Origin of the sequence: Variovorax paradoxus (assembly GCA_016806145.1) — a bacterium.
Classification (GTDB): domain Bacteria; phylum Pseudomonadota; class Gammaproteobacteria; order Burkholderiales; family Burkholderiaceae_C; genus Variovorax.
Map to the genome: position 1 here is coordinate 2,502,086 of CP063166.1, position 12,914 is coordinate 2,514,999.

The following is a 12,914-nucleotide window of genomic DNA, read 5'->3' on the forward strand; positions in this document are numbered from 1 at the left end:
GTTCTTTCCTTGAGTGAGAGAGGGGGACAGAGAAGCGCTGCTTCAGTAGACGGAACGCATGGCGTCCCACGAGATGCCCGCGCCGGGCTGGCCGGTGGCGAAGCCGGGCGCGGAGACGAGCGAGGACAGGGCGAGCTGTCCGCCGCGGATCGCGAGGCGCACCGCGCCATCGCTGGATTCGTAGAGGTCGGGGTGGGCGCGCAGCAGTGCCTGCTGCTCGGCCTCGGGCACGGCCGCGAGGCCGTTGACGTAGTGGTGGCCGTTGCGCTCGACGTGCGAGAGGCCGAGCCAGCTCACGAGCGCCAGGTCCTGCTGCACGCCGAGGCCGGCCTGCATGGTCAGGTCCTCGCCCGAGAGGAAGTAGCGCGTGCCGTCGTCGGCCGCGTTCCAGCGCGCGCAGCGCGCCGCGTTGACGGCCGACTTGTAGAAGCCCTTGCAGCTCTTGCTCGACACGCCGGTGTAGCCGAGTTCGCGCGCCCGCACGAAGGCGTCGAGCGTGGCGTCGGATTCGTCGATGAGCAGCGGGATGCGCCGGCCGAGCGAGCGCACGTCGCGCTCGAGCGCGGCGTCGCGCCGGATCGGCTGCTCGACGAACGCCGTCTTCTTCGCGAGCGCCCACAGCGCGGGCGTGGACAGCAGGCGGTCGAGGAAGGCGCCGAAGGCATCGGCGTCGGCGTACTGCTCGTTGCCGTCGAGCGTGACCAACTGCGCATGGCCGTCGATGACGCGCGCGATGCGCTCGAGCCGGTCGATGTCGCGCGCGGTGTCGCCGCAGAGCTTGAGCTTGAAGTGCGTGAGGCCGTAGCGGCGCACGGCGGCCACGAGCGTGGTGGGCAGGCCGTCGGCGGGCGCATCGGGCCATGCATCGTCGTCGTCGATCGCGTCGGCCAGGCCCACGGTGTGGCGCGCGGCGATATGGTCCGAGGGGCGCTGTTGCGCGAGGAAGCCGGGCATGTCGAAGCCGGCGAGGTCGTCGGCCAGGCCGCTGCCCGCGATGTCGATGCCGCCGAGGTTGGCGCTCATCGCGGCGGCGAAACCGGTGCCGGCGTGCAGGCACAGCGCATCGAAGATCGCGCGGTCGACCAGTGCCGGGCCGTAGCCCGCCACCAGCGGCTGCAGGCCCTTGGCACGGGCGCGCGCCATCAGCGCGGCGTAGTTGGCGGCGAAATGCGTCCACGCGGTCTGGGCATCGGCCTCGCCGGTGTAGGCCTCGCGCGCGTCGCGCAGCGCGAAGCGCAGCTGCTCGAAGTTCTGTTCGTTGGTGAGCGCGGGGTTCTTGTCGAACCACTTGGGCACCATCATCTCGGCCGCGCAGCCGCTGGACGTGCGGCCGTCCTCGAAGCGGAGGCGCGCGCGCACGTAGACCTGCGGGCAAGCGGTGACGGTGGCGGCGCCGAAGCGGAACGGCAGTCGCAGCGCGACATCGCGCTCGGCGAAGCGGATCTCCTCGACGTGGAAACGGGGCGCGTCCATGGCTTCGCTCTCAGTGGTCCAGGATGCCCTGCGAGAAGAAATGCGCGCGCACCAGCTTCGTGTAGTGGCCGAACTCAGTCGAGGCCATCATGTCCAGGGTGCGGGCGCGCGGCAGCTCGATGTCGTAGACGGCCGCGATCGAGCCGGGGCGCTCGCTCATCACGATCACGCGGTCCGACAGGAAGATGGCCTCGGGGATGCTGTGGGTGATCAGCATCACGGTCTTCTTCGAGGCCATCCAGATGCGCTGCAGCTCGAGGTTCATCTTCTCGCGCGTCATCGCGTCGAGCGCGCCGAAGGGCTCGTCCATCAGCAGCACCGACGGGTCGTGCAGCAGCGCGCGGCAGATCGAAGCGCGCTGCTGCATGCCGCCCGAGAGCTGCCACGGGTATTTGCGCTCGAAGCCCTTGAGGCCGGCCATGGCCATCAGCTCGTGGGCGCGCGCCCTGGCGGCGTCCATCGGCAGGTGGCGCATCTCGGCCTGCAGCAGGATGTTGTCCTCCACGCTGCGCCAGGGCAGCAGCACCGCGCTCTGGAACACGATGCCCACGTCCTTCTGCGGTCCCTGGATCGGCTTGCCCGCCAGCGTGAGGCTGCCGCCGCTGATCGGCAGCAGGCCCGCCACCATCTTGAGCAAGGTGCTCTTGCCGCAGCCCGAGGGGCCGACGACGGAGACGAACTCGCCTTCCTTGATGGCGAAGTCGAGCGGCTTCAGCGACTCGACGGGGCCATCCTTGCTTTGGTAGATCTTCGAGACGCCGCGCGCTTCGATCAGTTGGACTGGAGACATGGAGCGTAGTAAAGGACGAAGCGAACGAGGTGACGGGGCGCTTGCGGCGTTTTCGGGGAACACCGCGGAACCGGCTTTGCCGGGCCGCTGGTGTTGCCCCCGGTAGGAGGTGGGAGAAGCGACACGAAGTGCGCGGAGCCTGGGGGTGAGCTGTTTACGGCAGGAAATCGAGCGTCACGTAGTCTTCTGGTTTGCCGCGCGTCGAGGCGTCCATGCCGCCGTACTGCACCAGCAGGTCCAGCGACTCGTTGACGTTCTTCATCGCCACGCGGAAGGGGCGCTGGTTCGCCGTGTCCTTGGTGTGATAGAGCGCCACGCTCTGCTTCATGCCCACGATCAGCGTGTCGCGCACGCCGGCCTTGGGGTTGGCCTTGAGCATCGCGTCGACCGCGGCCTCGGGGCTCTTCTCGGCGGCTTCGGCGGCCTTGGTCGAGGCGCGCATGAAGCGCTTGACCAGGTCGGGGTTCTCGGTCAGCAGGTTCTTGTTGGCGATGATCCCCGAGCTGATCTGGTTTACGCCCGAATCGGCGAAGCGGATCGGCGACACCGGCTTGCCGGTGGCGTCCTGCAGCTTGATGGCCTGGTCCATCACGTAGCCCAGCAGCATGTCGGCCTGGCCGTTGATCACCGCGTTGAGCTTGGTCTGGCCGTCGCCCGAGACGATCTTCACCTGGTCGGCCTTGATGTCGTTGACCTTGAGGAACAGCGGCCACATCTGCGACATCGAGTCGCCGGGCGTCACGGCCACGGTCTTGCCGATGATGTCCTTCGGCGTCTTGATGTTCTTCTCGCTGAAGCCCATGACCGACATCGGGCTGACCTGGAACAGCACGCCGGTGGACTTCAACGGCGCGCCCTTGGCGGCGGCCTTGATCATGGTCGTGACGTCGATGTAGCCGAAGGTCGCCGACTTGGCGGCCACCGCCTGCGCGGTGACGGCGGAGCCGCGGCCTTCCTGGATGTCGAGGTCGATGCCTTCCTCGGCGTAGAAGCCCTTTTCCTTGCCGAGGAAGAAGGGCGCGTGCTCGCTGTAGAGATACCAGTTGAGCATCAGCGTGACCTTGTCCTTGGGCTTGTCGCCCTGCGCATGCGCGGGGGCGATGGCGAAGGTGGCGAGCGCGGCGGCGGCGAGCAGCGAGGGAAGCAGTTTCTTCATGTCTTGTCTCCGGGAGAGTTGTTGGCTTGGGGCGAAGGAACCAGGAAGGGGCACTCAGTTGGCGTGGCGCTGCGAGGCGTGCCAGGGGATCATCACGCGCTCGACCAGGTCGACCGCCACGAACAGGACCACGCCAATGCTCGAGAGCACGACCAGCGCGGCGAACATCAGCGGCAGGTCGAAGTTGCCGTTGGCCACCTGCAGCACGTAGCCGATGCCCGAGTTGGAGCCGACGAATTCGCCGACCACCGCGCCGACGACGGCCAGCGTGACCGAGACCTTGAGGCCGCTGAAGATCTGCGGCAACGCCTGCGGCAGGCTGATCTTGAAGAAGGTCTGCAGCCGGCTCGCGCCCATCGAGCGCGCGAGGTCGAGCATGTCGGGCTCGACCGACTTGAAGCCCATCACGGTGGAGACCACCACCGGGAAGAAGCCCAGCAGGAAGGCCGAGATCACCTTGGGGAAGATGCCGAAGCCAAACCACACCACGAACAGCGGCGCGATCGCCACCTTGGGGATGCTCTGCGAGAACACCAGCAGCGGATAGACGTACGACTCGACCAGCCGCGAGTAGGCGATGACCATCGCGATCGGGATGCCGATCACGATGGTGAGGCCGAAGCCGCCGAGCGTGGCCAGGGTGGTCTTCCAGCTCTCTGTCAGCAGGCGCGGCCATTCGTTGACCAGCTGCTTGACCACCTCCCACGGCGGCGGGATCAGGTAGGCCGGAATCTTGAAGAGGCGGATCGCGAGGTCCCACAGCACCAGCAGCAGCAGGATCAGCAGGAAGGGGCGCAGCGCCGGGGAGAGCAGGAGTTTGCGGATCATGGAGAGCGCGCCGGTGGCGGCGCGGGGCGTTCGGTCGGAAGTCGGTGGGCTGCGAAAGAAGCGGGCGCTGTCGCGAGAGGCCTTACTGCTGGACCGCGAGGCCGGCGGCCTTCACGAGCTCGGCGTTGCTCGCGATCTCCTGCTTGATGTAGGCATCGAACTGCGCGGGCTTGAGCGTCCAGGCATCGGCGCCGAGCTTGAGGAAGCGCTCCTTCACCTCGGGCGTGGCGAGGGCCTTCGCCACTTCGTCGTGCAGGCGGTCGACCACGGCGCGCGGCGTCTTCGCGGGCGCCATCATTCCGATCCAGAAGTTGAACTCGGAGCCGGGCACGCCGGCCTCGGCGGTGGTGGGCACGTCGGGCAGGGCGGCCGCGCGCTTGGGCGAACCCACGGCGAGCGCCAGCAACTGGCCTTCCTTGATCTGGCCGATGACCGGCGCGATCGGCGAGAAGTAGTAGTCGACGCGGCCCGAGAGCACCTCGGTGACGGCCTCGCCCGATCCCTTGAACGGGATGTTGGTCGCGTCGATCTTGGCGGCCATCTTGAACTTCTCGGCGTTCAGGTGCGTGGCGCTGCCCTGGCCGGCCGAGGCGAAGTTCATGCTGCCGGGCTTGGCGCGCGCGGCGGCCAGCAGCTGGGGCAGGGTCTTGATGTTCTTCGAGGGCGCGATCACCAGCGCGTTGGGCAGCGAGGAGATCGGCGTGACGCCCGCGAAGTCGTTCACCGTGTCGAAGGGCAGCTTGGCGAAGGTGGACGGGCTGACCGTGTGCGACGACGAATGGATCATCACCGTGTAGCCGTCGGCCGCCGCCGTGGCCACCGCCTGCTGGCCGATGGTGCCGCTGGCGCCGCCGCGGTTCTCGATCACCAGCGGCTGGCCCATGCTCGCGCCCATCTTGTCGGCGATGGCGCGGGCAATGATGTCGGTGGTGCTGCCGGCCGCGAAGGGCACGATCACGCGGATCGGCTTGCTGGGGTAGGCGGCTTCCGCGCCGGCGAGGGCGGGGAGCAGGGCGCCCAGGCCGACGATCGCGGCCAGCGTGGCGTTGCGTGCGAATTGCTTCATGGGTCTTTGTCTCCGCGCGGCGGGGCCGCTGGTGTCGTTTCGAGCTCAATTCACCAATAAGTGAATTACCGATTCTAGGAACGCGGGCGCGGCAGCGTCAACGGGTGGGCCCTGGTGGATACCCGTAGATCGGGACGGCGATGGGAGGCGTCTCGCGCGGCGATGGCGCGCGGCCCCGTCGCCGCGAGAGGCGCGGCGCGAGGCGGAGAAAGGGCTTGTCAGTGCAGCACGTAGCCGAGCACGAGGTCGGTCATGTGCGAGAGGCGTTGCGCCATCGCCTTGGGCGCGCGCAGGTCACGGCCGAAGATGGCCGAGAGCGTGTGGTTGTTCGAGAGGTAGAAGTAGCACAGCGAGGCGATCGAGATGTAGAGCTGCACCGGATCGACGCCCGCGCGGAACAGGTTGTCGCGCCGGCCGCGCTCGAGCACGGTGTCGAGCAGCTGCACCAGCGGCGAGTTCATCTCCTGGATGCGTTCCGAGCGCTTGAGGTGCGAGGCCTGGTGCAGGTTCTCGCTGTTGAGCAGGGTGATGAACTCGGGATGCTCGAGGTAGTAGTGCCAGGTGAAGGACACCAGCTGGCGGATCGCCTCGACCGGATCGATCTCGTCGAGGTGCAGCCGCTGCTCGGCCTCGCGGATGTCGGCGTAGGTGCGTTCGAGCACGGCGAGGAACAGGTCGTCCTTGCTGCCGAAGTAGTAGTAGATGAGCCGCTTGTTGAGGCCCGCGCGCTCGGCGATGCTGTCCATGCGGGCGCCGGCGAGGCCGCGCGCCGAGAACTCGTCGCGCGCCGAGGCGAGGATCGCGAGCTGCGAACGGTCGGCATCGCGCGAGCGGGGTTCCAGCGTGTCGGGGGCGGTGGCCTTCATGGCGCGAATTTAACCATTTGGGGAATTAAAACAAGGGAGGCGGGGCGGGCGCACATAATCGCCGCGGACAAAGTGTTGGAGTTCTACTGCTCATGAGTACATCACAACCCGCAGGCCACCTGATCGTCGAGTGCCTGCTCGAACAGGGCATGGAGATCGCGTTCGGCGTGCCCGGCGAGAGTTTCCTCGCGGTGCTCGACGGCTTCCATGCCTACGGCGAGCGCGCGCGTTTCATCGTCAACCGGCAGGAGGGCGGCGCGGCCTTCATGGCCGAGGCGCACGGCAAGCTCACGGGCCGTCCCGGCATCTGCTTCGTGACGCGCGGCCCGGGTGCCACCAATGCCTCGATCGGCGTGCACAACGCCTTCCAGGATTCCACGCCGATGGTGCTGTTCGTCGGCGACGTGGGCAGCGATTTCCGCGACCGCGAGGCCTTCCAGGAGGTCGATTACGGCAGCTTCTTCGGACCGAGCACCAAGGGCTTCGCCAAGCGCGTGGAGCGCATCGACGATGCGAACCGCATCCCCGAGTACATCGCGCGCGCCTTCTCGACCGCGATGAACGGCCGCCCCGGCCCGGTGGTGCTGGTGCTGCCCGAGGACATGCTGCGCAGCGAGACCGCCGCGCGGCCGCTGCCGCGGGTGGAGGCGGTCGAGCCCTGGAGCGACCCGGGCGCGCTGCGCACCCTGCGCGAGCTGCTGCTGAAGTCGCGCCAGCCGCTGGTGATCGCCGGCGGCGGCGGCTGGACCGCGCAGGCCGCGCAGGCGCTGCAGCGCTTCGCCGAGAACTGGCGGCTGCCGGTGGCCAATGCCTTCCGGTTCCAGGACACCTTCGACAACCACCATCCGCTCTATGCGGGCGACGTCGGCATCGCGATCAATCCGAAGCTGGCGCAGCGCGTGAAGGACGCCGACCTGATCCTCGCCATCGGCCCGCGCCTGGGCGAGATGACCACCGGCGGCTACACGCTGCTCGAGGCGCCGAAGGCGAAGCAGACGCTGGTGCACATCCATGCCAGCGCCGAGGAGCTCAACCGCGTCTACCAGGCCGACCTCGCGATCAACGCCGGCATGAGCGCCGCCGCGCGCAGCATCGAGGTGCTGAGCGCGCCGCCCACGCTGCCCTGGGAGGACTGGGCGCTGCAGGCGAACGCCGACTACCAGGCCTGGCTCGAACCGCAGCCGCTGGCCGGCATGCCGGCGGAAACGCCGCGCGGCGCGGTCGACATGGCGGCGGTGGTCGCGACGCTGCAGCAGCACCTGCCGGCCGATGCCACGATCACCAACGGCGCCGGCAACTTCGCGAGCTGGGTGCATCGCTACTTCCGCTACCACGGCCTCGCCAAGGGCCACAAGACGCAGCTGGCGCCCACCAGTGGCGCCATGGGCTATGGCGTGCCGGCCGGCATCGCCACCAGCCTCGCGACCGGCCGGGTGGCCTTCACGATCGCGGGCGACGGCGATTTCCTGATGACGGGCCAGGAGCTGGCCACGGCCGCGCAGCATGGCGGCAAGAGCATCGTCGTGCTGCTGAACAACGGCATGTTCGGCACCATCCGCATGCACCAGGAGCGCGAGTACCCCGAGCGCACCAGCGGCACCGCGCTGCGCAATCCCGACTTCTGCGGGCTGGCGCGCGCCTACGGCTACGCGGCCGAGCGCGTGACCGAGACCGCGCAGTTCGAGGCCGCGCTGCTGCGCGCGCTGGCGTCCGACACCGGCACGCTGATCGAGATTCCGCTCGACCCCGAGGTCATCACCACGCGCGGCACGCTGTCGTCGATCAGGCGCGCGGCGCAGCAGCAGGCGCGGAGCTGAGCGCGGCGCGATGCCTCGCGACCTCCGCGCGCAGGGCTGCGGAGCGCAGCTCGAACACGTCGAACAGGCCGAGCGCCTCGAGCGCGGGGATCAGGCCGACGAGGTCCTCGTGCGCGGCCTGACGCTGCGCCTCGCCGGCCTGGGCATCCTCCAGCACGCGCACGTTGGCGAGGAAGGCACCGACCGAGCCCTTGCGCACGGGCTGGCCGTTGAGGACGGCAAAGTTCTGGTCATCGGGCAGGACATCCTGGGCTTTCATGGCGGTTCCTTGAGGAAGAGAGGGAAGGGTGGATCGAAGGCTTCGATGCTAGGCAGGCGCTGCGTCGCGGGCTTGCGGCGCGGTGCCAATCGGTATCGCCATCGGGCCATGTCACGGATGGAGCGATGCGATGGCTGAGCCCATGGTGCGGCTCGATCTCAACGCCTACGAGGCGCCGCGCACCACGGGCGCGCATGCGCACGAGGAAGGCCAGCTGTTCGCGTTGCGCGCGGGCCTGCAGCTGATCGAGACGAGTGCGGGGCGCTGGGTGCTGCCGCCCGGATGGATCGGCTGGATCGCGCCGCGCTGCGCGCACGCGGCGCAAAGCCATGGCGCGACGGCCGGGTGGAGCCTCTATCTCGATCCGGCGCTGACGACGGCCTTGCCCGCGCAGCCGCATGTGTTCGCGTCGACGCCGCTGATCCGCGAGCTGGTGGGGCGGCTGGTGTCGCTCGGCGAAGAGGGGGAGGCAGCGCGCCGCCTGCGGCTGGTGGGAGTGCTGGTCGACGAACTGGCGGCGGGCACGCGGACCTCGCTGCATCTCGCGCTGCCGCAGGAGCGGCGCCTGCTCGCGCTGGCCACCGCGCTGGCCGACGATCCCGCGCGCGACGACACGATCGAGCAATGGGCCGATCGCATCGGCATGGCGCGCCGCACGCTCACGCGCCGCTTCGCCGCCGAGACCGGCCTGAGCTTCGCGCAGTGGCGCCAGCAGGCGCGGTTGCTCAAGGCGGTGCAATTGCTGGGCGTGGGCGAGCCCGTGACGACGGTGGCGCTGACGGTGGGCTACAGCTCGGTGAGTGCCTTCATCGAGACCTTCCGGCGTCACTTCGGCTGCACGCCCTCGCGCTTCTTCGCGCACGATGCCGGCGCTTCGCGCTGAGGCGATCGCGAAAAGTACGGACGAAAAAAAGCCGGCTGTCGCCGGCTTTCCTGATCGGCCCGGAGGCCGTTCGAGTGGTGCGCTTACTTGACGTGCTTGCCGATCAGCGCGGCCAGTTCGAACATCGACACTTGGGCCTTGCCGAAGATTTCCTTCAGCTTGGCGTCGGCGTTGATGTTGCGCTTGTTGGCCTTGTCTTGCAGGTTGTTCTTCTTGATGTAGTCCCACAGCTTGCTCACGACGGCGGTGCGCGGCAGCGGCGTCGAACCGACCACGGCAGCCAGTGCGGGGCTGGGGGTCAGGGCCTTCATGAAGGCGGCGTTCGGGGTGCGCTTCTTGGCGGGAGCCTTTGCAGCAGCCTTCTTCGCGGGTGCAGCCTTCTTGGCGGGAGCAGCAGCCTTCTTCGCCGGTGCGGCAGCCTTCTTCGCAGGAGCAGCAGCCTTCTTCGCCGGTGCAGCGGCCTTCTTCGCGGGAGCAGCAGCCTTCTTCGCGGGAGCAGCGGCCTTCTTAGCCGGCGCTTTCTTGGCCGGAGCCTTCTTTGCAGTTGCCATGGTTGATTTCCTTTTTTGGTTGAACGTCACCAATGAAAAACAGGGTCTCCACTGGCATCGCGGATGCTAAATGAGAAAAAACGCGTTTCCAAGGGAAAAAGCGCTTTTTTCATTGGAGGTTGTTGTTTTTTCAGAGGGGAGAGCGCCCGTTTTGCCTGCGGCGCGCGGGCCAGGTCGCCAGGAAGACGCCTGCGAGAGCGAGCGCGAACGCGAACAGCTGCACCAGGGAGAGGCTTTCCCCGAGCACGAGCACGCCCACGAGCGCTGCGCTCACGGGCAGCATCACCGCGAAAACACCGGCCTGCGCGGCGGGAATGTGGCGCAGTCCGGTCATCCAGAGCCACACCGTCCAGATGCTCGCTGCGAGTGCGTAGGCGACCAGCAGCAGCCAGAGGCCGGGGCGCACCGCGGCGAAGTCGAACTGCAGCGCGAACCAGACGCCCAGCGGCGTGCTGAGCACGAAGCCCCAGAGGTTGATCAGCGAGGAGATTCGCTTGGGTCCCAGCCGGCCGGTGAGCGACTTGCCGATCACCGCATAGGCGGCCTCGCAGAGCACCGCGCAGAACACCAGCAGGTTGCCGAGCCACGGCGTCGACGAGGAGGCGCCCGTGCCCGGGTGCGCGCTCGCATGCGCAGGCGCGAGCGCGAGCAGCCCGATGCCGATCGCCGCGCAGAGGATCGCGAGGCCGATGCGCAGCGTGATGCGCTCGCGCAGGAACAGCCAGCTCGCCACCGCGACCGCCGCCGGGATCGACGCCATGATCACGCCCGCCGAGACCGCGCTCGTGAGGCTCACGCCGAACAGCATGCAGATCGAGAACAGGAAATTGCCGAGGAAGGACTCGAGGAACACCAGCCAGCGCGTGCGCGCGGTCATCGGTGCTTCGTCGGGTGCGCGGCGCAGCCAGTGCGGCATGGCGAGCGCCGCGATGCCGAAGCGCAGCCAGGCCAGCAGCAGCACCGGGAAGGCCGCGACCAGCGGCTTGGAGAGGGCGACATAGCAGCCCACGAGCGACATGCTCAGCGCGAGGCAGCCGTAGGCCATGAGCCGGCCTGGGGCGGGTGCGGCGGGGTTCAATAGACTGGGGTGATTTGGAGAAAGGAAGCATCGATGATGCCGCAATCGACGCATGCGCCGGGCGTGCGCCACGTCTTCGTCTACGGCACCTTGCGCGCGGGCGGGCGCAACGACATCGCGCGCTTCGCGCCGCTGCCGCTCCGCGTGGCCGACGCCGAGGTCGCGGGCACGCTCTACGACCTCGGCGCCTATCCGGGCATGGTGCTGGGCGGCGAGGGCCGCGTGAAGGGCGAGATCTACGCGATCGATGCGCAGGTGGAGGTCGCGCTCGACCGGCTCGAGGAAGTGGCCGACGACGATTCGGGCGAGTACATCAAGCGCTGGCTGCGCGTGCAGGCCCGCGACGGCCGCGCGTTCGATTGCCTGGTCTACGAGATCCATCCGTCGCGCATCGAGGGTCACGCGGTGATCGCGGGCGGCGACTGGATCGCACATTCGCGGCGTTGAGGGCGCGCGTTCCGGCCCGCGTTTTTCACAGACGAAAGAGTGATTGCGCATCGTGAAAATCGCCGCTGCTGCACCGCAGTATTTTTTCTCAATATGAGAAAGTTGTTTTCTCATTGAGAAATATCTTCGTAAGTTATTGATTTTGTTGGGGAAAAAATATGTCTTCTATAAGACATAAGAGTGGGCGACGCGATTACAGTAAGCCCATGGCCGCAGCGCCGAAACGCTCGAAACCAACCCTTCAATCAACTCACGGAGTGACCATGCCCCAGACCCTCACCGAACAACTCAGCCGCGAACAGCAGATTGCCGCCCTCGAGAAAGAATGGGCCACGGACGCCCGCTGGAAGGGCGTGAAGCGCGGCTACAGCGCGGCCGACGTGGTGCGCCTGCGCGGTTCGTTCCCGATCGACTACACGCTCGCCAAGCGCGGCGCCGAGAAGCTCTGGGACAAGATCAACGGCGGTTCGAAGAAGGGCTACGTGAACGCCTTCGGCGCGATCTCCGCCGGCCAGGCCATGCAGCAGGCCAAGGCCGGCCTCGAAGCCGTGTACCTGTCGGGCTGGCAAGTGGCCGCCGACGGCAACAGCTCGGAAACCATGTACCCCGACCAGTCGCTCTACGCGTACGACTCGGTGCCCACCATGGTCCGCCGCATCAACAACACCTTCCGCCGCGCCGATGAAATCCAGTGGGGCCGTGGCGTGAACCCGGGCGACAAGGAATTCATCGACTACTTCCTGCCGATCGTGGCCGATGCCGAAGCCGGTTTCGGCGGCGTGCTCAACGCCTTTGAACTGATGAAGAACATGATCGCCGCGGGCGCCGCCGGCGTGCACTTCGAAGACCAGCTGGCCGCCGTCAAGAAGTGCGGCCACATGGGTGGCAAGGTGCTGGTGCCGACGCGCGAAGCCTGCGAGAAGCTGATCGCCGCGCGTTTCGCCGCCGATGTGCTGGGCGTGCCCACCATCGTGCTGGCCCGCACCGACGCCGAAGCCGCGAACCTGATCACGTCGGACCACGACGCCAACGACAAGCCCTTCCTGACCGGCGAGCGCACCTCGGAAGGCTTCTACCGCGTGAAGAATGGCCTCGAGCAGGCCATCAGCCGCGGCGTCGCCTACGCGCCCTATGCCGACCTGGTGTGGTGCGAAACCGGCGTGCCCGACATCGGCTTCGCCCGCGAGTTCGCGCAGGCCGTGCATGCCGCCTGCCCGGGCAAGCTGCTGTCGTACAACTGCTCGCCGTCGTTCAACTGGAAGAAGAACCTGGACGACAAGCAGATCGCGACCTTCCAGGAAGACCTCTCGGACCTGGGCTACAAGTACCAGTTCATCACGCTGGCCGGCATCCACGTCAACTGGTACAACACCTTCAAGTTCGCGCACGCCTATGCACGCGGCGAGGGCATGAAGCACTACGTGAACATGGTCCAGGAGCCGGAATTCGCGGCGCGCGAACAGGGCTACACCTTCGTGTCGCACCAGCAGGAAGTCGGCGCGGGCTACTTCGACGACGTGACCACCGTGATCCAGGGCGGCCAGTCGAGCGTGAAGGCACTGACCGGTTCGACGGAAGAAGAGCAGTTCCACTGAGCGACTGACTCGACATTCGCTGTCACCTGAAGCCCGGCCGCGCGCCGGGCTTTTTTTCGTGCGTGCGAATGCCGGCTCGCCCAGGCGGACTTCGCGTGCCGCGGC

General features: G+C 67.6%; 13 protein-coding genes. 4 read left to right on the forward strand and 9 right to left on the reverse strand.

The features are described from left to right. Nucleotides 1-42 precede the first annotated feature (42 nt). The 6 genes from INQ48_11465 to INQ48_11490 form a co-directional block, all read right to left on the reverse strand. Nucleotides 43-1,473, reverse strand: a complete 1,431-nt coding sequence (locus INQ48_11465) for a hypothetical protein (GenBank protein QRF59793.1) — start codon at nucleotides 1,471-1,473, stop codon at nucleotides 43-45. Between the two features lie 10 nt (nucleotides 1,474-1,483). After that, complete coding sequence (locus INQ48_11470) at nucleotides 1,484-2,263, reverse strand: ABC transporter ATP-binding protein (GenBank protein QRF59794.1); 780 nt, start codon at nucleotides 2,261-2,263, stop codon at nucleotides 1,484-1,486. Between the two features lie 154 nt (nucleotides 2,264-2,417). Continuing rightward, nucleotides 2,418-3,419: an ABC transporter substrate-binding protein gene (locus INQ48_11475; protein QRF59795.1), complete on the reverse strand. Its 1,002-nt coding sequence runs from the start codon at nucleotides 3,417-3,419 to the stop codon at nucleotides 2,418-2,420. Nucleotides 3,420-3,473: 54 nt separating this feature from the next. Beyond that, nucleotides 3,474-4,247, reverse strand: a complete 774-nt coding sequence (locus tag INQ48_11480) for an ABC transporter permease (GenBank protein ID QRF59796.1) — start codon at nucleotides 4,245-4,247, stop codon at nucleotides 3,474-3,476. 82 nt (nucleotides 4,248-4,329) lie between these two features. Continuing rightward, nucleotides 4,330-5,313 (reverse strand): tripartite tricarboxylate transporter substrate binding protein, encoded by a 984-nt coding sequence (locus INQ48_11485; protein QRF59797.1) that lies wholly within the window; start codon nucleotides 5,311-5,313, stop codon nucleotides 4,330-4,332. A 218-nt stretch (nucleotides 5,314-5,531) separates the two neighbouring features. Then, nucleotides 5,532-6,188, reverse strand: coding sequence for a TetR family transcriptional regulator (locus INQ48_11490; protein ID QRF60698.1), 657 nt, complete (start codon nucleotides 6,186-6,188; stop codon nucleotides 5,532-5,534). Nucleotides 6,189-6,271: 83 nt separating this feature from the next. On the opposite strand from INQ48_11490, the gene INQ48_11495 reads away from it, so the two are divergent. Beyond that, the gene (locus INQ48_11495) at nucleotides 6,272-7,996 is read left to right on the forward strand and encodes a thiamine pyrophosphate-binding protein (protein ID QRF59798.1); all 1,725 of its coding nucleotides are present in this window, start codon (nucleotides 6,272-6,274) and stop codon (nucleotides 7,994-7,996) included. On the opposite strand, the gene INQ48_11500 is transcribed toward INQ48_11495, so the two are convergent. Continuing rightward, entirely contained in the window at nucleotides 7,962-8,255 is a 294-nt protein-coding gene (locus tag INQ48_11500) for a hypothetical protein (protein ID QRF59799.1), read from the reverse strand. The two genes, INQ48_11495 and INQ48_11500, sit on opposite strands and share 35 nt — an antisense overlap. A 130-nt stretch (nucleotides 8,256-8,385) precedes the next feature. On the opposite strand from INQ48_11500, the gene INQ48_11505 reads away from it, so the two are divergent. Further along, on the forward strand, nucleotides 8,386-9,138 hold the full coding sequence (locus INQ48_11505; GenBank protein QRF59800.1) for a helix-turn-helix transcriptional regulator: 753 nt from the start codon (nucleotides 8,386-8,388) through the stop codon (nucleotides 9,136-9,138). Between the two features lie 83 nt (nucleotides 9,139-9,221). Here the strand turns inward: INQ48_11505 and INQ48_11510 are convergent, their stop codons facing one another. Both INQ48_11510 and INQ48_11515 read right to left on the reverse strand, forming a co-directional pair. Then, nucleotides 9,222-9,689, reverse strand: coding sequence for a hypothetical protein (locus tag INQ48_11510; GenBank protein QRF60699.1), 468 nt, complete (start codon nucleotides 9,687-9,689; stop codon nucleotides 9,222-9,224). Nucleotides 9,690-9,819: 130 nt separating this feature from the next. Then, a complete protein-coding gene (locus tag INQ48_11515) occupies nucleotides 9,820-10,734 on the reverse strand; it encodes a DMT family transporter (GenBank protein QRF59801.1) in 915 nt (304 codons plus the stop codon). A gap of 69 nt (nucleotides 10,735-10,803) precedes the next feature. Here INQ48_11515 and INQ48_11520 point away from each other — a divergent pair, with 69 nt between their 5' ends. Together INQ48_11520 and aceA are read left to right on the forward strand one after the other, a co-directional pair. Next, nucleotides 10,804-11,214 (forward strand): gamma-glutamylcyclotransferase, encoded by a 411-nt coding sequence (locus INQ48_11520; GenBank protein ID QRF60700.1) that lies wholly within the window; start codon nucleotides 10,804-10,806, stop codon nucleotides 11,212-11,214. Nucleotides 11,215-11,477: 263 nt separating this feature from the next. Continuing rightward, entirely contained in the window at nucleotides 11,478-12,809 is a 1,332-nt protein-coding gene (gene aceA, locus INQ48_11525) for an isocitrate lyase (protein QRF59802.1), read from the forward strand. Nucleotides 12,810-12,914 lie beyond the last annotated feature (105 nt).